Here is a 21639-nt window from a genome sequence, read left to right as displayed (position 1 = left end):
TTATTTGCTTTTTTCACTTGCCCCAAACGGCGTCTCAAGGGTGCCAGACGGAAACGAGACCGTCAAGAAACAAGCGGTCGGCTCCGAGTTCATGGATGACGTCGCCGCTGTAGGCGGGCAGGCCGAGCGCACTGCCGATGGTTTGCGCCATCGCTTTCGAGAACAGGAAGCCGCCGCGCTGTTCGGTATCCTTCCACTCGACGACCTTGAGCTTGGCATCGACGCCCTTGGTCGCCAGCCAGTCGACCGCTACCGCCTCGCCGCCGACGGCGTCGATCAGCCCGTTGGCAACGCCCTGGCGCCCGGTGAATATCGAGCCGTCGGCAAGCGCCAGCGCTTGTTCGCGGGTCATCTTGCGGCGTTCGGCGACGATGTCGACGAACCAGTTATAACTGTCGAGGATGAGTTTGCGAACCATGGCACGCTCGTCGTCATTGGTCGGCTTGAAGGGAGAGGGTGCGGCTTTCAGCGGCGAGGATTTCACCTCCTCCAGCTTGACGCCGAGTTTGTCCATCAGGCCGCTGACGTCGGGATACTGGATCAGCACGCCGATCGAGCCGACGATCGAGGTCTTGCGGGCAACGATGTGATCGGCGGCACTGGCGATCATATAGCCGGCCGATGCGGCGAGCGTGCCGACTTCCGCCACCACCGGCTTGTCGGCGGCCAGCTTGCGCACTTCTTCATAGATCGATTCACCACCGACGGTGGTGCCGCCAGGCGAATCGATCGACAGGATCACGCCTTTCACCTTCGATGAAAGACGGATGGTTTCCAGCCGCTTGATCAGTTCCTCGTCCTCGGTGATCGTGCCTTCGATCTTGACCTTGGCAATATGGTCGACCGTCGAGCCACCGAAATCGTCGCCATAGAACCAGGTTGAAAGCGCAATCACCCCAAGGGCTACGATGCCTATGGCGACGACGCGCCAGAATGTCAGCTTGCGCCGCAAACGGCGGCGGTCGATCAGGTCGTCGGCTCTCAGTGCCATGGTCAGCCTTTCAGTCGGCGGGAGGAGACGCTTTTAGACCATGATCCGCCCATCTGGAAGCAGTTCTCTTTTGCGTATGGCGAGACAAGTCAGCACCTGGACGTGAGGTGGCCATCTCCGTCGACAGTCGACCGGCCCGGGCTGGGCGCTCTACAAGTATTGGTCTGCTCACATGTTTGTGCAATCGCCCCAGGTCGGCGACGAGACCGACGGCGGATAAATTTTACGCCGCGTGTCTGTTTCTGCTATGGAGAACACGCAGTTGTGCGGACCTCGTTTTCGTCTGTACAAAGGCGGCTGTCACATTTTTGCAGTTTTCGTGCGCTTGTGCTTGCTTGAAAGCGCCGGCGTCCCACCTATAGGCGGTGCTCAAGGGTGGGCAGGGTTAAAGAAAGCAGTGAATGTTAGCGCGACCGATTGAACCGACCAACGCCGAGGCGGTGTTGGCTCCCCCGGCGGACGGCCGGACGCGCGGCGACGCTTTCGACCGTGCACAGCGTCATTCGCGCCGCGTGCGCGTTCTCAAATTTGCCGTGCCGGTGGCCGCGGCACTGATAGCGGTCGCTTTCCCGGTCTATTCCTATCTCGCCGCACCCGTCGCCGTGAAGGTTCAGGCGGAAGGCACTGCCTTTTCCAACGGCAAGCTGGTGATGGCCAATCCCAAGCTCAACGGTTTCACCAAGCAGAAGCAGCCTTATTCGATGACGGCGCTGCGTGCCATTCAGGATGTCAGCACGCAAGGCATCATCGAGCTGGAAGGCATCGACGCCAAGGTGCCGATCGCGCCCGACAATGTGGCGGCGGTCAAGGCCTCGCACGGCACCTACGATCGCGACGGCAATACGATGAACCTGACCAGCGACGTGACGATCACCACGACCGACGGCATGCAGGCCAAGTTCAAATCGGTCTTCCTCGACATGGGCAAAGGCACTATGAAGACGGGAGATCCCGTCGATGTCAGCCGTGGCGGGTCGCGGATCACAGCGGATACGATGTCGGTCCAGGACAATGGCAAGGTTCTGGTTTTCGAGAACAAAGTGCGCGTCAACATCGATTCCTCCGCCTTGAAGGCGGCACAGGGAAACAGCGGAGAAACCAATGCGGCTCAGTAGTTCGACGCGGCTCGCGGCTGCAACTTCAGCGTTGCTGCTGCTCGGACTCGTGCCGTCATGGGCGCAGACGACCAGTCAATCAGGCCTCAAACTGTCCGGCGACAAGCCGATCCAGATCGAGAGCGACAAGCTGGAAGTCCGCCAGGCCGACAGTGTCGCCATCTTCACGGGCAATGTCAGCGTCGTCCAGGGGCCGACATTGATGAAGGCCGGCAAGATGACGGTCTACTACGTCAAGGACCCCAACGCCGCTGCCAAGGGCACGGAGGCCGCGGGTGCGGCGATGACGGGCTCGGCCAACATCGATCACCTGGAGATCTCCGACAAGGTTTACATCAAGTCGGATGCGCAGGTCGCGACAGGCGATCAAGGCAGCTTCGATATGAAGAGCCAGGTTCTGGTGCTTTCGGGCAAAAAGGTCGTTCTGTCGCAAAACGACAACATTCTGGTGGGCTGCAAGCTTACCGTGCAGATGAAAAGCGGGCTGGCTCAGGTGGATCCATGCGCTGGGCAACGCGTCCAGATGTCGATCACGCCGCCGCCGAAATCGGGAGCGACGAACCCCTGATGGCCAGCCTGTCGTCGCTGACGGCGCGTCTTCCGGGACGGGCCGCCGGCAAGCTTTCGGCGCCGGCCACGGTGACCGTAGATGCGGGAAAGTTCAAGGGAACCCTGATCGCCAAGGGGCTGACCAAGAGCTACAAGGGCCGCAAGGTCGTCAGCGGCGTCACCATCGGCGTGCGCGCTGGCGAGGCCGTTGGGCTGCTCGGCCCCAACGGCGCCGGCAAGACGACCTGTTTCTACATGGTTACCGGCCTCGTGCCGGTGGATGAAGGCACGATCGAGATCGACGGCTTCGACGTCACGTCGATGCCGATGTACCGTCGCGCACGCCTCGGCATCGGCTATCTGCCGCAGGAAGCGTCGATCTTCCGCGGCCTCAATGTCGAGCAGAATATCCGCGCGGTGCTGGAAGTGGTCGAAAAGGACCGCAAGGTGCGCGAGCGCAATCTCGACGAACTGCTCGAGGAATTCCACATCAGCCATCTGCGCAAGGCGCCATCCATGTCGCTTTCGGGCGGCGAGCGGCGACGCCTGGAAATCGCGCGAGCGCTGGCGACGCGTCCGGCCTACATGCTGCTCGACGAGCCTTTCGCAGGCATCGATCCGATCGCCGTCGCGGATATCCAGCAACTGGTGCGCCACCTGACGGCGCGCGGCATCGGCGTCCTCATCACCGATCACAATGTGCGCGAAACGCTCGGCCTCATCGACCGCGCCTACATCATCCATGCCGGCCAGGTGCTGACCCATGGAAGGGCCGACGAAGTGGTGGCGAACCCGGATGTGCGGCGACTTTACCTCGGCGAGGGTTTTACGCTCTGAGCGTGAAATTTGTTTCCTGACACGATTTTTCCGGTTCGAGCGGCGCTTTTTTCTCGATTTTGCTCCGGGATAACGCTCCGGTAAGCGCGTTTTGCTACCAATTGCCTTGACAAGCAAAAGCCGGGCCAGTTTTTATGGCCGGCTGCAAAATTCTTGCCCGGAAGTCGGGATGCGTAGACGAGGCGTTTGAAACCGAACCATGGCGTTGGCGGCCAAACTACAGCTACGACAATCGCAGTCGCTGGTGATGACGCCGCAGCTGATGCAGTCGATTCGGCTGCTGCAGTTCACCCATGTCGAGCTTGAGCATTTCATCGACGAGGAAATCGAGCGCAATCCGCTGCTGGAGCGCGCCGAGCCGCAGGACGATGCCGCCAGCGACCAGGCGCAGAAGATCGAGGCGGAGCCGCAAGCCACCGCCGAAGGCGACTGGTTCGAAAACGAGACGCAGTGGAGCGCCGAGGCGATCTCGGACAAGCTCGACACGTCGCTGGAAAACCTGTTCCCCGACGACCCGGGGACCAGCGAGCGGCTCGGTCCCGACCTGACGGCACAATGGAAATCGGCTTCGGGCAATGGCGCGGGTTCCTCATCCGAGTGGTTTGACGCCGGCGATATGGCGACTGCTGCGATCACGTTGCGCGACCATGTCGGTGAACAGGTGGCGCTAGCCTTCGCCGATCCGGCTGCACGGCTGATCGCCGCCGAACTCGCCGACGGCCTTGACGAGACCGGCTATCTGCGTGCCGACCTGGCCGAGATCGCCGCTCGTCTCGGTGCGGATGCCGCTGCCGTGGCGAAGGTGCTGGCGGTGTGTCAGGCCTTCGAGCCGGCTGGCCTGTTTGCCCGCGACCTGGCCGAATGCCTGTCGCTGCAACTTGCGGTGCGCAACCGGCTCGATCCGGCGATGAAGGCGCTGGTCGCCAATCTCGAACTCCTGGCACGACGTGACTTTCATGCATTGAAACGGATATGCGGTGTCGACGAGGAGGATCTGCTCGACATGCTGGCGGAGATCCGGGCGCTCGATCCCCGACCGGGCATGGCGTTTTCGGGCGGCGCCAGCGACGCGATCGTCGCCGATGTCGAGGTGCGCGCGGCCAATGACGGCAGTTGGACGGTCGAACTCAATGCCGAAACGCTGCCGCGGGTTTTGGTCGACCATATCTATTTCGCCCAGGTCTCACCGCAGGCCAAGAACCAGGCGGAAAAGGATTTTCTGGCCGAATGCCTGCAGAATGCAAACTGGCTGACGCGCAGCCTCGACCAGCGGGCAAAGACCATCCTCAAGGTCGCCTCGGAAATCGTTCGCCAGCAGGATGCCTTCCTCGTCCATGGCGTGCGCCAGCTGAAGCCGCTCAATCTGCGCACGGTGGCCGACGCCATCGGCATGCACGAATCGACGGTCAGCCGGGTCACAGCCAACAAATATATGCTGACGCCGCGCGGCGTGTTCGAGCTTCGCTACTTCTTCACCGCCTCGATCGCCGCGTCGGGCGGCGGCGATGCGCATTCCTCGGAAGCCGTGCGTGACCGCATCAAGCAGTTGATCGACGAGGAAAAACCCGTCGACGTGCTTTCCGACGACGCGATCGTCGACATGTTGCGCGAAAGTGGCGTCGACATTGCAAGACGTACGGTCGCCAAGTACCGGGAAGGCATGAATATCCCCTCTTCGGTGCAGCGCCGACGCGAGAAACGGGCGATGGCCAGCGCCGGGCGCTGAGGCGGGTCGATTTCCACAGGCCGGCACTTCATTGACAAGCCGCGGTGAAGTGGCTAGAAGCCCGCCCGCATGAGAAGGGCTAGAAGCCTGCATGCGGATGGTCCGTCACGACGTTGGCCTCGGGACGGTCAAAGGGCGGCTTGTGATCAACCGGAAAGTTTGGATTTAAAATCGGCGCAAGTGACGCCGCAAAGCTTGTGCGCACGGATCACGAGTATAAACTCGGGCCAGTTTGAAGCCTGAGCAAGGAAGGTCAGTTTTCAGATGAATCTGCGCATATCGGGAAAACACATGGATATCGGCGATGCGTTTCGGACACGCATCAATGATCGCGTCGGCGAAGCGATCGGCAAATATTTCGATCGCGGCTTTGCCGGACATGTCACGGTCATCAAATCGGGCTCGCGCTATTCGGCGGACTGCATGATCCGGCTGGATTCCGGCGCTTCGCTGCAGGCCACCGGCGATGCCCAGGATCCGACGCTAGCCTTCGAGGCGGCGGCGGACCGTCTGGAAACCCGCCTGAGGCGCTACAAGCGCAGGCTGAAATCGCACAATTCGGGCGCCGCCAACGGCCAGCCGACCGACATCGCCTACACGGTGATGGCGCCGCTTGCCGATGACGACGAGGACATTCCGGAGAATTTCGCGCCCGCCATCGTCGCCGAATCAACCATGACGCTGAAGACCATGTCGGTGGCGTCGGCGGTCATCGAGCTCGACACCAAGGACAGCCCGGTCTTTGTCTTCCGCAATGCGGGAACCGACCATCTCAACATCGTCTATCGCCGGCCCGATGGAAATATCGGCTGGATCGACCCGTCGACGACCAAGGTCGCGCAAGCGTGACGACAAAGGTCGCACGGTGACGACAAGGGTCGCACGGTGACGACAAGGGTCGCACGGCAATAAGAGCCGGCCGCACGAGGGGTGGGGACTGGTGACGGCAGGCGAACAAGGGATTTTCTAGCATGGATCTGAGCGATCTTATCAACGTTCCGGCGATACTGCCGGCGTTGAAGGCGAACTCCAAGAAGCAGCTGCTGCAACTGCTGTCCGAACGGGCAGCGGCGATTTCCGGCATTCCGGAGCGGGAGGTGTTCGACACCATCCTGCAGCGTGAGCGGCTGGGTTCGACCGGCGTTGGCAACGGCATCGCCATTCCGCACGGCAAGCTGGCCGGCGTGAAGCGCATTGCAGGTGTTTTCGCCCGGCTGGAGACGCCTGTCGATTTCGAATCGCTGGACGATCAGCCCGTCGATCTGGTGTTTCTGCTGCTGGCGCCGGAAGGGGCGGGCGCCGACCACCTCAAGGCACTGTCGCGCATCGCGCGGGTCCTGCGCGATGCCGACACGGTGGCCAAGATCAGGGGTACGCGCGACGCCTCCGCTATCCACGCGCTTTTATCGGACACCCAGGCTTCGCACGCGGCCTAAACTTCGAGGATGATATTGCCACAGGGCCGCCATGGGCGGCCCTTTTCCGTTTCAGCCGGAATCGCTCTCAGTGAATGGCGACCGTGGTCAGGTCGTTTTCCATGGCGCCGGCCAGAGCGCGGTCACGCGCATCGGAAAGCAGGATCGGCTGGCCATTGGCGGCAAACAAGGCCCACAGTTCCATGCCGGGGGCGATTTCGCCGAGATTGGGGAAACGGCCGAGCAATTCGTCGCTCGAGACCTTTCTGAGATAAGCGACCGAGCCTTCGCCGAGATGAGCGAATTCGCCATTGGTCATGGTGATGTTTTCAGTTCTGGTCATTTCAAAGCCTCCTTGGCGCGAGGACGCCGCTCAAGGCCATCCCGCATGAGAGCCATTTCAATTTGCTGCATCGTGCTTTCGGAAAGTCGGAGCCGATTTCCGGCCGATGCAGTGGTAAAGATCAGTCTTTCACCGATATGTTTATTTTCCGTACCAGCCGTTCGGACTCAGGCCGATCGAGGTCGATCGACAAAAGACCGTTCTTCAACTCCGCCGCGATCACCCGCATGCCGTCGGCCAGCACGAAACAGCGCTGGAACTGGCGTGCGGCGAGGCCGCGATGAAGAAATTCGCGCTCGGTGTCGTCGGTCTGACGGCCGCGCACGACCAACTGGTTTTCCTCCGTGGTGACATCGAGATCGCTTTCGGCGAAACCGGCGACCGCCAATGTGATGCGCAACCTTTCGGTCTTGCCGTCGGCGCCGCTGAGGCGTTCGATGTTGTAGGGAGGGTAGCTGTCGCCGGATTTCGCCAGGCGTTCCAGGGTCTTTTCCATGGCGTCGAAACCAAGGAGAAGCGGGCTGGAAAAGGGCGTCATTCGGCTCATGTTACACTGTCCTCTCAAGAGCGACATAAAGTGGAAAAACCCAGATGGCATTTTTCCCGATGGCCTTGATATGGTCCGCCCCGCGACCAAGTTCAAGCCGTCAACAGACCCGCTCAAAAAGACCAGGCGTGGACTCACAGGAATGACCCACATGGCGCTTGAAACGGCGAGCAGATGCAAGGAGAAGCGCGCAGGTCGGGAATTGTCTTTCCCGGTCGAGCGGTTCGACATGGCAGCTCGCGACCGCTTCGGCGTCATTTGGATGTTTCGATCGGATCGGTTCAAGCCCACGACCTCGCCAAACAAGGAATTGAAATGCCCCAATCACGCAAGATCATCATCGACACGGATCCCGGTCAGGATGATGCCGTCGCCATATTGCTGGCGCTCGGCAGCTCCGAACTGGAGATCGTCGGCATATCAGCCGTTGCCGGAAACGTGCCGCTGAAGCTTACCGAAAAGAATGCCCGCAAGATCTGCGAGTTGGCTGGCCGTCCGGACATCAAGGTCTATGCCGGCGCCATCCGGCCCCTGATGCGCGAATTGGTCACCGCCGAGGAAGTGCATGGCAAGACCGGCCTCAACGGACCGCAATTGCCCGAACCGACGATGAAACTGCAGGACCAGTACGCGGTCGATTTCATCGTCGAGACGCTGATGGGGGAAGAAAGCGGCACGATCACGCTTTGTGCGCTCGGCCCGCTCACCAACATTGCGCTGGCGCTGATCCGCGAGCCGCGCATTGCACCGCGCATCAAGGAAATCGTGCTGATGGGCGGCGGCTTCTTCGAAGGCGGCAATGTCACCCCGACCGCCGAATTCAACATCTATGTCGATCCGCAGGCCGCCGATGTCGTGCTCAAATCCGGCATTCCGATCGTGATGATGCCCCTCGATGTCACCCATAAGGCGCTGACCACCGCCAAGCGCACGCAAACCTTCCGCGCGCTCGGCACCAAGGTCGGCACCGCCACCGCCGAGATGCTGGAATTCTTCGAGCGCTTCGACGAGGAGAAATACGGCACCGACGGCGGCCCGCTGCACGACCCCTGCGTCATCGCCTATCTGTTGAAGCCTGACCTGTTCAAGGGCCGCAACTGCAACGTCAGCGTGGAAACCGCCTCGGAACTGACCATGGGCATGACAGTGATCGACTGGTGGGGCGTCACCAAGCGGCCAAAGAACGCCATGGTGATGCGCGACATCGACCATGACGGTTTTTTCGCGTTGCTGGTGGATAGGTTGGGGCGGCTTAACTGATCGTCAGAACAGAACTGAACTTGTGAGCACGCGTCTTCACCGATTGAGAAACCGATAGGTGTCTCCGCCGCGCTTATGATGTTGCCGCTCGATGGGGATGACCGAACCGACGAGGTGCGGCATCCCCACTTCATCGTCGATGGATGTCACCGCGTTGCTGCCATCAAGGCGGACGTCGTATGTGTAATACAGCCCACGCCCGGCGGCCATCTTCGGATTGATGGGCATTAACCTGACATACTCGACGGTGCCCATCACACGCTGAGTTGCCACAACCGGATTGTCCTGGTTCATCGCAATTGGGATCAGCGCCGCCAGAGGCAGTGTGCAGAAGAAAGTGACACCAATAACCGCATCGCAGTATTCTGCCTGAAACAGAAGCAGGCGGTTTTTGAGAGAAAATGCTGTCGCCATGGTTCAATTCACGAATCGGTAGAAGACGAAGCCATTGTCGCGCGTGACGCGTTCAATGCTTGTGCGCGAGCCGATCAGATGCGGGCGATCGTCATCGATAAGGACAGACGAACCGTTCTCGATAGAAACCAGATATATGCCGCGGCCATGGTCCAACTGGACACTTTCGACGTTTGCGTCGAATGTGTCGACCGATCGGATCGGGCTGGCGTCGTTGGCCCATTTATTTGCCGCCGACATGATCATAATCGCAAACGCACCGATAAAGAGTATCACGCCAGGCGCGTTCCTCTTCAAACCATTCCAAGTCCAAAAGACAGACATGAGTCCCTCAACACATATTCATGTGGTGGTGAGAGAGCACACTTTCAATCTGTTGCCATTCCAAGGCGCTGCAACTCTTTTCGTCCCGGCTCTCGGCGAGCTGTTACTTCGCCTTAGAAAACGCCAGCCACAGGCCGCCGCCGACCATGAAGCTGCCGCTGATCCTCGACAAAAGCTTGATGCGGCCGGCCGACAGCAGGCGCCCGGCGCGGCCGGCGGCCAGCGCATAGGTCGAATCCGAGAAGGCGGCGAAGATCATGGCGGTCAGGCCCATGATGGCGATCTGCAGCGAGTAGTTGCCTTGCGGCGAAATGAACTGCGGAAAGAAGGCGCCGAAGAAGATCAACGTCTTGGGGTTGCTGAGCGCCACCAGCAGGCCCTGCAGGAAGAAGCCGCCGCGCGGTTTCCTGGCCGTTCCATCGGCGTTCAGCGTGCCCTTGGAACGGAACATCTGCACACCCATCCAGATCAGATAGGCGGCGCCGATCAGCCGCACCCACTCGAACCAGTGGCCCATGCCCGAGATCAGTGTGTTGAGGCCGATGCCGACGATGGCGATCATCACGGCAAGCCCTGCCTGCGTGCCGGCGACATTGGCGAGACCGGCGCGGGAGCCATGGCGGATGCTGTTGGCGATGATCAGCGTGACCGTTGGGCCCGGCACCAGGATAATGACGATGCAAGCGAGGACATAGGCGGCGTAGAGTTCCAGCGACATGACTTTTCCCCAGGAATGCCGCCGATGCGGCGCGGCTTGAGGACAATCAATGCATAGCAGCGCAGCCGGTGCAAGCCGCTAACTAGCGCCCTGCGACACGCCAGTCCGCCCGGTTCAGGCGCCGGTCTGCCAAGGCAGCGTTGCCTCATAGGCCGCCGCCGCCTTCAGCACGGCGAGGTCGCCGCGCGGCCGGCCGATCAGTTGCATGCCCATCGGTCGGCCCCTATCGTCGAAGCCGACCGGCACGTTGGCCGCCGGGCAGCCGCCCAAGGTCGCGAAGGCGGAAACCTGCATCCAGCGGTGATAGCTGTCCATTGCGCGTCCGGCGACCTCACGCGGCCAATGCGTATCGACATCGAAGGGGAAGACCTGCGCGGTCGGCAGCGCAATCAGATCATAGCGATCGAAGATCGACAGCAGCGTGCGATGCCAGGATGTCCGGGTCACGGAGGCGGCGCGGATCTGTGGCGCCGTCAGCCGCATTGCGTTCTCCACTTCCCAGATGGCTTCCGGCTTGAGCAGGCGGCGCTTCGCGGGATCGTCATAGTGGGTCTTGAGCGCACAGCCGCTGCTGGCCTGGCGCAGCGTCACGAAGGCCTGCCACAGCGCTTCGAAATCGAAATCCGGCAGCAACGGTTCAGTCGCGAAGGATGCTTCCGCAAAGCGGCCGAGTGCCGCCTCGCACAGACCGAGAATGCCTGTTTCAACCGGCAGATGACCGCCGAGGTCACCGAGCCAGGCGATGCGGCCAGCAGTTGCCGGTATTCCAAGCCCTTCGAGGAACGAGCCGGGTTTCTCGTAGGACAATGGCGCGTGCGGGTGGTAACCGGCCTGCACATCGAGCAGCAGTGCCATGTCACGGACGTTGCGGCCCATCGGCCCGTCGACGCCCATCTGCGCATGAAAGATCTCTAAATCCGGTCCGCCGGGAACAAGTCCTTGCGACGGGCGGAAGCCAAAAACATTGTTCCAGGCGGCCGGGTTGCGCAGCGAGCCGCCGAAGTCGCTGCCATCGGCGACGGGCACCATGTCGAGCGCCAGCGCCACCGCCGCGCCGCCGCTCGAGCCGCCGGCGGTCAGGGCCGGATCGAACGCGTTCAGCGTCGGCCCGAACACGGCGTTGTAGGTGTTGGAGCCGAGCCCGAATTCGGGGACGTTGGTCTTTCCGATGATGATGGCGCCGGCATTGCGGATGCGCTCGACGAAGAAATCGTCTTCCTGCGGCACGAAATCGGCGAAGATCGGCGAGCCGAAGGAGGTCCGGAGGCCCGTCGTCGAGGCGAGATCCTTGATGGCGATGGGCAGGCCGAAGAGCGGACCCGCAGCTTTGGCTCGCGACAGGCTGGCATCGGCCGCATCGGCTTCGCGCAGGATATCGGCGCGATCGCGCAAGGAGACGATGGCGTTGACCTGCGGATTGACCGCCTCGATGCGATCGAGGAATGCCGCCACCACCTCGCGCACGGAAAGCTCTCTCTCCCGGATCGCGCCGGCGAGTTCGACCGCGGACAGGCGGCAGATGTCGCCTGCCGGCGGCACGGCATGTTTCGTTTGAGGACGCAGCATTTTAATGGGTTTCCTGCAGCGCCTGATCGACGTCTTTGGCGAGCGGGATCGCCGGTTGGGCGCCAGGCTTCAGGCAGGCCAGCGAACCGGCCGCGCCGGCGCGCGCCAGCGCCTGTTCGAGCGCGAGGCCCGACGACAGGCTGGCGGCGAAATAGCCGCAGAAGGTGTCGCCGGCGCCGACCGTGTCGACAGGCGTTATCTTGCGCGCAGCAACGGCCAGGAACTCGGTCGGTGTCGCCGCCATCACGCCGTCGCCGCCGAGCGTGACGACGACGATGCGGCCGGTCTTTCCGGCAAAGTCGCGCATGCGGGCCGCCCGGTCGCGGCCTTGCAGCGACAGCGCTTCGCCATAGAGGTCGAACTCGGTTTCGTTGGCGACGATATAGTCCGCCTTTTCGAGAAAGCCGGCTGCCTGCCCCTGGAAAGGCGCCGTGTTGAGCACGGTGATGGCGCCGGCCGCCCTTGCCTGGTCGAGGGCGGCATCGACGGTGGCCAGCGGAATCTCATTTTGCAGCAGCACGACGTCGCCTTTTTTCAGAAAGGCCTTGGAGAGATCGCCGGGGACCACGGAAGCGTTGGCGCCCGGCACCACGGCGATGATGTTTTCGCCGTCGTCGGCGACCATGATCAGTGCCGTGCCGGTCGAGGCGTGAGTCTCGGCAACGCCGGACAGGTCGACCTTGCCGTCGCGTAGCAATGCCAGTGCCTCGGCGGCGAAGCTGTCCCTGCCGACGGCGCCAACCATGCGCACCGAGGCGCCGGCGCGTGCGGCGGCCAGCGCCTGGTTGGCGCCCTTGCCCCCGGGCGCGGTGGTGAAGGCCGAGCCGCCCACCGTCTCGCCGGGGCTCGGCAAGCGGTCGACCTTGGCGATAAGGTCGAGGTTGATCGAGCCGATGACGATAATCAAGCAGGGCCTCCTGGCAACGCAACTTCAAAATGTCGGAGCGTCTTCGTGCATCCGGGCGAACGCAGATCGTTCCGATTGCGTGGAAGCTAACCCGTAAGGCCGCGGCTTGCCAGACCACGCGCATGGTCCAGTCCGATTTGAGGTGTCGTGGCCTTATTCGCAGCGCACGGTGACCGTGCCCTGATAATTGCCGGCGGGAAAGATACCGCTCGACTTGGTGGCGGTGAGGTCGACCTGCATCGCGTGGGTGCCGTTGGCAACCCTCTGCGGCACACTTCCGTTGACATCGACCCCCGAGCCATCGAGGCGGAAGACTGAAGCGAAGATCACGTTGGTGCCGCCGCCGCTCGGTGCGGAGGAGAATGCGGCAGGCGCCGGCGCCGAAACCGAATAGCAGTCAAGCAAGTTAAGTATCGAGCACAACAGGGAACTTGCCACCACGGTGGCGCTGGCGCTCGATCCGCCTGCCTGTTTAGAGCCCAGTATGTTGATGGCGGGATTGGCCTTCATCGTTCCGGACGCCCCGACCATGATGGTGCAGGTGCCGATGATCGCTGCCTGCACCGGAAGGCAGGAACCGGCAAGTGCAGCCATCGCAAACAGCGCGCGGCTACTGCTTCTTCTTTTTCTTGCCATCGCCATTTCCGGTCCTGATGCTCCAGCCTTCGTTGGCCCACCCCGGTGATGCGGCTGCGGGAGCGGTGGCGGCTACGCTGGCCGTCTGGCCGTCGGCGCCGAGGCCCATTTTGAGAAGTTTCAGTTCCAGATGCAGGCGCTCGACCTCAAGCTCGTAGAGGCGGCTGCAATCGACGCGCTTCGGCGTACGCCCGATCGGGATCACCACCCGGCCGTAAGTGGCGACATCATTGTCGGACTGGCTGTTGCCTCTGATAACGCCGAGATCGACATAGGCCCCGGAGCCGGAGACGGCGGAACGGCATGTGGTGCCGTCCGCGGCACGGACCTCGTCCTGGCCCTGAGGCAAGGTGACACCGGGCAGGTTGAAGCCGCTCTCATTCTGGTTGAGGTTATAGACGTCCTCGGCCCCGGCCGGCGAGGCACCCGCCCAAGCAGCCGCGAGCGCCAGTGTCAGGACTTGCGGCGCCCGAAGAACTTTCCGCATATCTGTGCCCTTATCTGCGTTTGTTGATTGGGAAAGGGAATGCTTTCGGTACAGATACGCACTTTACGCTCGCCGGCGCCATCAAAGGGCACGACCACAAGGACAGAACGGGAAGCCTGGGAAGCCAGCTGGAAGACATTTGGAGAGATTCTGGCATCTACCGGCTGAAAATCCTGATCGTAGACGTGGATTTCGACCCGGATCTTCCTGTCGTAGGGATTGGCAGGGAAGATGCGGACCGCGAAGACGTCGGTGAAGCTGTTGATCTCGCCACGCATCGGCGACATCGATTGTGCCTTGACGGCAATGGGCGCCAATCCGATGGCCAGTGCCGTCGCCAGGATTCGAACATGTTTCAACGACCCCTCCTTCGCTGCGCGTCATTCGCAGCGCAGCGTTACCGTTGCCTGATAATTGCCGTTGGCGAAGCGATTGCTGCCGCCTTTGATTCCGGCGAGGTGAACCGAGACGAGATCGGCGCCGGGTGTGGTGATGCTGGTTGCCGAGCCGGTCTCGACGATGGCATGCGCGCCGGTGGCGGAGTAGGTCGGCGTCCAGGTCGTCGACGTGCTGTCTGCCGATGGCACCGTCATGGTGGTGACCGGATCGACGCTGAGCGACACACCTCCGGTCGTCGTCAGCGTCACGGTCCCAGCCGAGCCGCCGCTGTTGTGGGAACTGAGGGACTGGAGATCGGGGCTGGCCGTCATCGTGCCGTTGGTGGCAACGACAAGCGTGCAGGTGGGCGCGATCGTGCCATTGAAGATGACATTCTGCGTCGCGGCCAACGCGGCCTCGTCGATGCTGGCAACCAGCAGAGCTGCGCCGCAGGCGGCGCGAAACAATGTCATCGGGACCTCCTATCAAGCCGGATCGTCCGGATTAATATGAGGGCATCATCACTTTATCGTGGTTAATTTAGAGTTACCTAAAATAACGGCTTAAAATAACAATTACAGGAACCGGAGGTTGCTCTCGGTTGCAAAGGCGGAAACCACAGTGGAAATTGCGCTTATACTTAATAACGCCGATATACCTATGTTTTTCTTCAGAATTTCGAGAAAAATCGATATTACGATACCTGCCCGGCTTCCCAGCCCAGAATGGCGCGCTTGCGGGTCAGGCCCCAGTGATAGCCGGTGAGGTCGCCTGATTTACCGATGGCGCGGTGACAAGGCACCACGAAAGAGAGCGGATTGGCGCCGTTGGCCGCACCGACCGCACGGCTGGCGGACGGTGCGCCGATGCTGGCCGCGATCGAGGAATAGGTGCGGGCCTTACCCATCGGGATCTTGAGCAGCGCCTCCCAGACGCGAACCTGGAAGTCGGTGCCGATCATGACGACATGCAGCGGCTGGTCGGGGCGCCACAACGTTGGGTCGAAGATACGGGCGGCATAGGGACCGGTAGCAGTCATGTCCTCGACGTAGACGGCGTTCGGCCAGCGGCTGGACATGTCGGCGAAGGCGGCGCGTTCCTCGCCGGGGTCGCTGAAGGCCAGGCCTGCAAGCCCGCGCTCGGTGGCCATGATCAGGGCGGTGCCGAACGGCGAGGAATGGAAGCCGTAGCGGATGGCGAGCCCGGCGCCGCGTGTCTTGTAGTCGCCCGGCGACATCGCCTCATGCGTGACGAACAGGTCATGCAGCCTGCCCGGGCCGGACATGCCCAGTTCGAACGAGGTCTCGAGCAGCGGCATGCCGGAATCGAGCAACCTGCGCGCATGGTCCAGCGTCACCGCCTGCAGGAAGGCTTTGGGCGACAGGCCGGCCCAGCGGGTGAAGAGTTTTTGCAAGCCGGTCGGCGTCTCGCCGACCTCCTCGGCCAGCTCTTCAAGGGAAGGCTGGTCACGATAGTCGAGACTGATCTTCTCGATGGCACGGCGCACGATCTCGTAGTCGCTGCCTTCAGGCGTGATATCCTTTTTGAGGACCGCGGTGTGTGTGCTCATGGAACTGTCTCCTTGAGCCGGAATATCGCCCCTCGGGGCGTCGATCGCCACCCGAAACTTGCCTTCCTGCGGCGCATACCCAGATGGACACGGAATTCGAGCCCAGGAACCGCTCGTGGCAGGCTCAGCGTGCCTTGGCGGTCGCCAGCGCCCGCGAAAAGGCGGTGGCAAAGCTCTCGCGGGAATCGGGGTCCAGGAACGATCCGATCGGCACGTTCTGCCCTTGGCCTTCCACCGTCATCCCTGTGATGCCGATCTCGGCGTGACGGGCCACCGAAAACCGCGCCCAGAACGGATTGAAGCGATGCGCTTCCGATTTCCCCGAGGGGGCGGTCTTGCGGATGTCGAGGCTGGTGCGCGAGACCGAGACTTCCTCGCGTGCGCGAGCGGCACGATAGTTGATGCGAAAGGCGATGTAGACGGCGACCACGTCGAGGCCGAAGAAGCCGAACACCGGCCAGGCGCCGCGCGACAGGAAAAACGCGCCTGTCACCAGCCAGCCGAACAGCAGCGCGCCCATCAGGATGAAGAAGCCTGTCCGGCCCAGCGACCGGTGCGGGGTCAGTAGCGCCTGAAAGAATGGCTCGTCGGCCTGAAACGAGGCGTTTGTGTCGCTCATGGCGGGATATTATAGGAGGGAAATGGCGAGCCCCAAGTCCAAAGATTCTTCCATGTCCAAAAAAGAGCTGTTGCCCGCACGGCGCGATGGGTCGAACGCCAAGCCACGCCCGCGGCCGGTGCGGCGCACCTCGCGCTACAGCCCGGCCGAAGTGCACGAGATATTCCGGCGCTTTTCCGTCCAGAGGCCCGAGCCGAAGGGCGAACTCGAACATGTCAACGCCTTCACGCTGCTGGTGGCGGTGGTGCTGTCGGCGCAAGCGACGGATGCCGGCGTCAACAAGGCGACGCGGGCGCTGTTCAAGGCCGCCGATACGCCTCACAAGATGCTGCCGCTGGGGGAGGCAAGGGTCGGCGAATATATCCGCACCATCGGGCTGTGGCGCAACAAGGCGAAGAATGTGATTGCTCTGTCGCAGGCGCTGATCCGCGACCATGGCGGCGAGGTACCCGACAGTCGCGATGAATTGGTCAAGCTGCCCGGGGTCGGGCGCAAGACTGCCAATGTCGTGCTCAACATGGCCTTCGGCCAGCACACGATGGCTGTCGACACGCATATTTTCCGCATCGGCAACCGGCTCGGGCTGGCGCCCGGCAAGACGCCGGAACAGGTCGAGCAAGGATTGTTGAAGATCATTCCGGACGAATATATGCGCCATGCACATCACTGGCTGATCCTGCATGGCCGCTACGTCTGCAAGGCGCGCAAGCCGGATTGCCCGGCCTGCGTCATCGCCGACATCTGCAAGGCCGAGGTCAAGACGACCGATGTGCCGGCACCGCTGGTGCCGATCGCACCGCTCGACCCTGTCGAAGAGATTCAGGACCGAAGCGGAGCGACGGCGTAATTCAACTCTCCTCCACAAACACCTCTTCGCGCTTTTTCTTGACCGCCGGCAGGAAGACGATGACGAGCACGGCGAGCGCGATGAGCAGCAGGCCGGCGCTGATCGGTCTGGTCACGAAGGTGCTCGGGTCGCCGCGCGAGAGGATCATGGCGCGGCGCAGGTTTTCCTCGAGCAGCGGGCCGAGCACGAAGCCGAGCAGCAGCGGCGCCGGTTCGCAGCGCAGCTTGGTCAGGAGATAGCCGAGGAAGCCGAAGAAGGCGACGGCATAGAGGTCGTAGACGTTGCTGTTGACGCTGTAGACGCCGATCGAGCAGAACGCCATGATGATCGGGAAAAGCACGTAATAGGGGATCGTCAGCAGCTTCACCCAAAGCCCGATCAGCGGCAGGTTGAGGACGATCAGCATCAGATTGCCGATCCACATCGAGGCGATTATACCCCAGAACAGCGCCGGCTGTTCGGTAGCGACATTGGGGCCGGGCACGATGCCCTGGATGATCATGGCGCCGATCATCAGCGCCATGACCGGGTTGGCTGGAATGCCGAGCGTCAGCATCGGGATGAAGGAGGTCTGCGCACCGGCATTGTTGGCCGATTCCGGTCCGGCGACGCCTTCGATGGCGCCCTTGCCGAACTCCTGCGGGTTTTTCGAGACGCGTTTTTCGACCGTGTAGGACGCAAAAGCTGCCAGGATCGCGCCGCCTCCCGGCAGGATGCCGAGCGCCGAACCGATGATCGTTCCGCGCACGATGGGCGCTGCCATGCGCCGAAAGTCCTCGCGGGTCGGCATAAGGCCCGTGACCTTGCGGATCATCACGGAGCGCTCATCCTCGTTTTCGAGGTTGCGCAGGATCTCGGCGACGCCAAAGACGCCGACCGCCACCGCAACGAAATTCAAGCCGTCGGCATATTCCCGGATTCCAAGCGTGAAGCGCGGCGTGCCGGTGTAGATGTCGGTGCCGACAATGCCGAGCAGCAGGCCGAGCACGACCATGGCCAGCGCCTTGACGATAGAGCCGTGGGCGAGCGCGACGGACGAAACCAAGCCGACGATCATCAGCGAAAAATACTCGGCCGCGCCGAATTTCAGCGCGATCGCCGTCAGCGGCGGGGCAAAGATGGCGACGAGGAACGTCGACACCGTGCCGGCAAAGAACGAGCCGATGGCCGCGATCGCGAGAGCCGCTCCGGCGCGGCCGTTCCTGGCCATCTGGTAGCCGTCGATCGCGGTCACGGCGGACGAGGATTCGCCCGGCATGTTGATGAGAATGGCGGTGGTCGAGCCGCCATATTGCGCACCGTAATAGATGCCGGCGAGCATGATGAGGGAGGAGACCGGGTCGCCGATCTGGAAGGTGATGGGCAGAAGCATGGCGATGGTCGCGGTGGCGCCGATGCCGGGCAGGACGCCGATCAGCGTGCCGAGAAGGACGCCGATCAGGCAGAAACCGAGGTTGGTCAACGACGTCGCCGTCGAAAAGCCGAGCGCGAGGTTGTCGAGGAGATCCATGCTCATCGCCTCACGATGCCGACCCTGGGGCCAGCCACGGGCCGAAGCGGCGGAACGGCAGGCCGAGCGCGTAGCTGAAGACGAGGAAGGCAAACAACGTCAGGCCGGCCGACAGCACGAGCGCGGTCAATGGCTTCATGCGGCGGCTGGCAAACGACGCGATCAGCGCCGTCAGGAAGATCGACGGGATGAATCCGAGGCCGCGCACTGTCAGGCCGAAGAAGATCGGAGCAGGCAGGATGAGCAGCATGCCGCGCCACGCAATGTGCCCGATCGCTTCGCCCTCGACGCGTACGGCCTGGACGAGAATGACGGCGCCAAGCAGGATCAGTACGATCGCCAGGACCAGCGGAAAATAGCCTGGCCCCATGCGCAAGGCGGTGCCGATTTCGAGACCGAGCGATTGCAGCGCGAACCATGCGCCGAAACCGATGAACAGGGCGGCGCACAGGCCGTTGGCCCTGTCGATCGCGAAAGGTTTCATGATGGTTCTCCCAAGCCCGCAGTGGGTAGCGGATGCCGAGCGGAATAGGGGCGCTGGTGGCGCCCCTATTCAAACCTCAGTCGGCGTACTGGCCGGCGGCTTCGATGATCGGCTTCCAGCGCGCGATCTCGCTTTCCAGCTTGGCCTTCAGTGCGGCGGGCGTCGCATCGGCCTCGGGCGACGGCTTGGTGCCGAGTTCGGCGAAGCGGGCCGCGACGTTCTGGTCCTTCAGCGCGACCTGCAGCGATTTCGACAGGCGTTCGGTGATCCCGGCCGGCGTGCCCTTGGGTGCATAGAGGCCATGCCAGATGCCGACCTGCACATCGGGAAGGCCGGCTTCCACCGTCGTCGGCACGTCCTTCAGCACATCGAGGCGCTCCGGCGAGGTGACGGCATAGGCCTTGATGGTGCCGCCCTGGATCTGCTTGGTGGTGTTGGTCGTCTGGTCGCACATGATGTCGACCTGGCCGCCGAGCAGATCCGTCATGGCCGGGCCGGTGCCCTTGTAGGGCACGGTGACCAGCGGCGTCTTGATGGCGCTCATGAACAGCATGCCGCATAGATGCGAGGCCGCACCGATGCCGGCATTGGCGACGGTAATGGAATCCTTGTTGGCCTTGGCGTACTCCACCAACCCCTTGAGATCGGTCGGCTCCAGGTCCTTGCGGCCGACGATGGTCATCGGCACCTCGGTGACGAGGCCGACATATTCGAAGGCGTTCAGCGTGTCGTAGGCGAGCTTTCTGTACAGCGTCGCACTTGTCGCCATGCCGATATGATGGAGCAGCAGCGTATAGCCGTCAGGCTCGGCGTTGGCGACGCGACCGGCACCCAGCGTGCCGCCGGCGCCACCGACATTTTCGACGATGACCTGCTGGCCGAGATCCTTCGACATCGCTTCCGCGACGAGGCGCGTGACCGTGTCGGTCGGGCCGCCGGCTGCAAACGGCACCACAACGGTGATGGTGCGTTCAGGATAGGTCTGCGCGCCGGCAGTGAACCCATAAAGCGCGACGGCCGCGGCAGCAGCCAGAGTGGCGACAAATCTTCTCATCGTGATCTCCTCCCGGGATATGAATCTCCAACCGCTGCGCGGAACTCCTCTCAACACCGGCTGCGCATGAAGCAACAACTAGGGCAAGCTAGCAAATAGCAACCGGGCTCAAACGGCAAACTGCCGATATCCGCAGATATCCGCACTCAAAAGGTTCTCAGAGTTTGGGTTCACAAAGCTGGCGATTGATCGCGAGATGCGCCTGCAATTTCATGCGGCATCCCATCGCCCTCTCGACAATCGGCTGGGCGTCGCCTCCTGGCCTGCGGAACGTACCGAAGCCGAGGCGTGGGATCACAACGCCCTGTGTGGTGATGATTCCATGATGGTGTCCTTTCGCGGATGTGGCGGCGGGGCTACACGCGCGCCCCGCCGCTTCGCGCCGCCGCTGGTTCGGGAGTCCATGCGGTAAGTCGTGATCCCATCAGGCGGCTGTCTTGCCTTGGCACGCCCTGACGAGTTCGACGATGACGCTTTCAAGTGTCGTGGTGCCCTTCACCGCTGATCGGCCGTGGTCGCTGAACTCGATCCAGCCCTCGTTGAAGCCGTCAAGCATCCGGATCCGGGGTGACGGATTTTGCGTGCCCTGGGAACGGAAGATCTCCTCCCAGCTTTCACGCAGCACTGTCTCGACCCTGACCGGGCGCTCCAGCACCGTGGCGAAGGCGCGGGCGAGATCGTTGGGTGAGACGCGTGCGGACCCTTCCAGCTCGACGACCCGCGTCCCGCTCCAGTCCTCACGGAGGAGCATGGCGGCCTGGCGCCCGACATCTTGCGTCGCAACCATCGGGAACGGTCTGTCAGCCGGCTGCAGGAAGCTGCGCAACACGCCTTCATCGCGCGCCGAGGGAACGTCCCAGAGCGCATTTTCCATGAACCAGCCGGGCCTCAGGAAGGTGATCGGAAGGCCGATCTCCCCCAGCGACTGTTCCATCAGCATGCGCTGGGTCAGCAGGTTCTCGTGCGGAGCATCAGCGCCGATTGTCGACAAGCAGACCACCTTGCCGGGACGCGCCTCGGCCAAAGCCGCCGCCACGGTCGCGATGACGCGCCTGGCCTCGGGAAAGCCGGGCTCCGGGTCGAACTCGGAGGGCGGCAGGATGAAGACGCCCGTGGCACCCCGAAACGCTGAAGTCAGGCTTGCCGCATCGTCCATCTCGGCCAGGGCGACGTCACAGCCCCGGGTTCTCCACTCCGCCGCCTTGGCCTTGTCGCGCAGAACGGCGCGGACGGGTAGTCCCCCGGCGAGAAGGCTGCGCGCAAGTGCGCCGCCGACCTTGCCGGTGATTCCGGTGATTGCGTACATGATGGTTCTCCAGATGTTGATGTCGATCGCCTGGGT

General features: G+C 62.5%; 26 protein-coding genes. 8 read left to right on the top strand and 18 right to left on the bottom strand.

Annotated features, from left to right (window positions below; all coding sequences use genetic code 11):
* Positions 1-34: 34 nt before the first annotated feature.
* Positions 35-991, bottom strand: coding sequence for a signal peptide peptidase SppA (gene sppA / locus AC0L24_RS07435; RefSeq protein ID WP_127269998.1), 957 nt, complete (start codon positions 989-991; stop codon positions 35-37).
* Positions 992-1392: 401 nt separating this feature from the next.
* Here sppA and lptC point away from each other — a divergent pair, with 401 nt between their 5' ends.
* From lptC to ptsN, 6 genes are all read left to right on the top strand, one after another.
* Positions 1393-2106 (top strand): LPS export ABC transporter periplasmic protein LptC, encoded by a 714-nt coding sequence (gene lptC, locus AC0L24_RS07430; protein ID WP_127809316.1) that lies wholly within the window; start codon positions 1393-1395, stop codon positions 2104-2106.
* Positions 2093-2674 carry an LptA/OstA family protein gene (locus AC0L24_RS07425; protein ID WP_127328297.1) on the top strand — a complete coding sequence of 194 codons (582 nt, stop codon included), beginning with the start codon at positions 2093-2095 and terminating at the stop codon, positions 2672-2674. Before lptC ends, AC0L24_RS07425 begins: the two co-directional genes overlap by 14 nt.
* The gene (gene lptB, locus AC0L24_RS07420; RefSeq protein WP_013529586.1) at positions 2674-3492 is read left to right on the top strand and encodes an LPS export ABC transporter ATP-binding protein; all 819 of its coding nucleotides are present in this window, start codon (positions 2674-2676) and stop codon (positions 3490-3492) included. Before AC0L24_RS07425 ends, lptB begins: the two co-directional genes overlap by 1 nt.
* Before the next feature lie 199 nt (positions 3493-3691).
* The gene (rpoN, locus tag AC0L24_RS07415) at positions 3692-5218 is read left to right on the top strand and encodes an RNA polymerase factor sigma-54 (protein WP_127809317.1); all 1527 of its coding nucleotides are present in this window, start codon (positions 3692-3694) and stop codon (positions 5216-5218) included.
* A 264-nt stretch (positions 5219-5482) separates the two neighbouring features.
* Complete coding sequence (hpf, locus tag AC0L24_RS07410; protein ID WP_013529588.1) at positions 5483-6067, top strand: ribosome hibernation-promoting factor, HPF/YfiA family; 585 nt, start codon at positions 5483-5485, stop codon at positions 6065-6067.
* Positions 6068-6189: 122 nt separating this feature from the next.
* Positions 6190-6654: a PTS IIA-like nitrogen regulatory protein PtsN gene (gene ptsN / locus AC0L24_RS07405; protein WP_127412739.1), complete on the top strand. Its 465-nt coding sequence runs from the start codon at positions 6190-6192 to the stop codon at positions 6652-6654.
* 67 nt (positions 6655-6721) lie between these two features.
* Here ptsN and AC0L24_RS07400 read toward each other — a convergent pair whose 3' ends face one another.
* Together AC0L24_RS07400 and AC0L24_RS07395 are read right to left on the bottom strand one after the other, a co-directional pair.
* A complete protein-coding gene (locus AC0L24_RS07400) occupies positions 6722-6976 on the bottom strand; it encodes a BQ00720 family protein (protein WP_023760740.1) in 255 nt (84 codons plus the stop codon).
* 121 nt (positions 6977-7097) lie between these two features.
* Positions 7098-7523 (bottom strand): Hsp20 family protein, encoded by a 426-nt coding sequence (locus AC0L24_RS07395; RefSeq protein WP_473563606.1) that lies wholly within the window; start codon positions 7521-7523, stop codon positions 7098-7100.
* Positions 7524-7838: 315 nt separating this feature from the next.
* Here AC0L24_RS07395 and AC0L24_RS07390 point away from each other — a divergent pair, with 315 nt between their 5' ends.
* Positions 7839-8783: a nucleoside hydrolase gene (locus AC0L24_RS07390; RefSeq protein ID WP_127398895.1), complete on the top strand. Its 945-nt coding sequence runs from the start codon at positions 7839-7841 to the stop codon at positions 8781-8783.
* A gap of 36 nt (positions 8784-8819) precedes the next feature.
* On the opposite strand, the gene AC0L24_RS07385 is transcribed toward AC0L24_RS07390, so the two are convergent.
* The 11 genes from AC0L24_RS07385 to AC0L24_RS07335 all read right to left on the bottom strand — a co-directional run bounded on the left by AC0L24_RS07385 (position 8820) and on the right by AC0L24_RS07335 (position 16402).
* Positions 8820-9197 carry a hypothetical protein gene (locus tag AC0L24_RS07385; RefSeq protein WP_127398896.1) on the bottom strand — a complete coding sequence of 126 codons (378 nt, stop codon included), beginning with the start codon at positions 9195-9197 and terminating at the stop codon, positions 8820-8822.
* A 3-nt stretch (positions 9198-9200) separates the two neighbouring features.
* On the bottom strand, positions 9201-9473 hold the full coding sequence (locus AC0L24_RS07380) for a hypothetical protein (RefSeq protein WP_245481868.1): 273 nt from the start codon (positions 9471-9473) through the stop codon (positions 9201-9203).
* A 151-nt stretch (positions 9474-9624) separates the two neighbouring features.
* Positions 9625-10239, bottom strand: coding sequence for a LysE family translocator (locus AC0L24_RS07375; RefSeq protein WP_127379954.1), 615 nt, complete (start codon positions 10237-10239; stop codon positions 9625-9627).
* Between the two features lie 114 nt (positions 10240-10353).
* Positions 10354-11805, bottom strand: coding sequence for an amidase (locus AC0L24_RS07370; RefSeq protein ID WP_127809320.1), 1452 nt, complete (start codon positions 11803-11805; stop codon positions 10354-10356).
* Between the two features lies 1 nt (position 11806).
* Positions 11807-12712, bottom strand: a complete 906-nt coding sequence (locus AC0L24_RS07365; RefSeq protein ID WP_127397828.1) for a ribokinase — start codon at positions 12710-12712, stop codon at positions 11807-11809.
* A gap of 153 nt (positions 12713-12865) precedes the next feature.
* Positions 12866-13348 (bottom strand): hypothetical protein, encoded by a 483-nt coding sequence (locus AC0L24_RS07360; protein ID WP_164873791.1) that lies wholly within the window; start codon positions 13346-13348, stop codon positions 12866-12868.
* Positions 13323-13835 carry a hypothetical protein gene (locus tag AC0L24_RS07355; protein ID WP_127809322.1) on the bottom strand — a complete coding sequence of 171 codons (513 nt, stop codon included), beginning with the start codon at positions 13833-13835 and terminating at the stop codon, positions 13323-13325. Before AC0L24_RS07355 ends, AC0L24_RS07360 begins: the two co-directional genes overlap by 26 nt.
* A complete protein-coding gene (locus AC0L24_RS07350) occupies positions 13802-14194 on the bottom strand; it encodes a hypothetical protein (protein ID WP_127322477.1) in 393 nt (130 codons plus the stop codon). Before AC0L24_RS07350 ends, AC0L24_RS07355 begins: the two co-directional genes overlap by 34 nt.
* 21 nt (positions 14195-14215) lie before the next feature.
* Entirely contained in the window at positions 14216-14686 is a 471-nt protein-coding gene (locus tag AC0L24_RS07345; RefSeq protein WP_127809323.1) for a hypothetical protein, read from the bottom strand.
* Between the two features lie 221 nt (positions 14687-14907).
* A complete protein-coding gene (locus tag AC0L24_RS07340) occupies positions 14908-15783 on the bottom strand; it encodes a methylated-DNA--[protein]-cysteine S-methyltransferase (protein WP_127809324.1) in 876 nt (291 codons plus the stop codon).
* Positions 15784-15907: 124 nt separating this feature from the next.
* Positions 15908-16402, bottom strand: a complete 495-nt coding sequence (locus AC0L24_RS07335) for a DUF2244 domain-containing protein (RefSeq protein WP_127397029.1) — start codon at positions 16400-16402, stop codon at positions 15908-15910.
* 22 nt (positions 16403-16424) lie between these two features.
* Between AC0L24_RS07335 and nth the strand changes: the two genes are divergently transcribed.
* Complete coding sequence (nth, locus tag AC0L24_RS07330; RefSeq protein WP_127397028.1) at positions 16425-17249, top strand: endonuclease III; 825 nt, start codon at positions 16425-16427, stop codon at positions 17247-17249.
* Between the two features lies 1 nt (position 17250).
* Here nth and AC0L24_RS07325 read toward each other — a convergent pair whose 3' ends face one another.
* The 4 genes from AC0L24_RS07325 to AC0L24_RS07310 form a co-directional block, all read right to left on the bottom strand.
* Complete coding sequence (locus AC0L24_RS07325) at positions 17251-18759, bottom strand: tripartite tricarboxylate transporter permease (protein ID WP_127397027.1); 1509 nt, start codon at positions 18757-18759, stop codon at positions 17251-17253.
* 10 nt (positions 18760-18769) lie between these two features.
* Entirely contained in the window at positions 18770-19243 is a 474-nt protein-coding gene (locus tag AC0L24_RS07320) for a tripartite tricarboxylate transporter TctB family protein (protein ID WP_127271254.1), read from the bottom strand.
* A gap of 76 nt (positions 19244-19319) precedes the next feature.
* Positions 19320-20297, bottom strand: a complete 978-nt coding sequence (locus AC0L24_RS07315) for a tripartite tricarboxylate transporter substrate-binding protein (RefSeq protein WP_127809326.1) — start codon at positions 20295-20297, stop codon at positions 19320-19322.
* Between the two features lie 424 nt (positions 20298-20721).
* On the bottom strand, positions 20722-21603 hold the full coding sequence (locus AC0L24_RS07310) for an NmrA family NAD(P)-binding protein (RefSeq protein WP_127809327.1): 882 nt from the start codon (positions 21601-21603) through the stop codon (positions 20722-20724).
* Positions 21604-21639: the final 36 nt, after the last annotated feature.

It is taken from the genome of Mesorhizobium sp. WSM4809 (assembly GCF_055811655.1).
The sequence above is the reverse complement of the archived record's forward strand: the minus strand, read 5'-3'. Positions and strand labels throughout refer to the sequence as shown.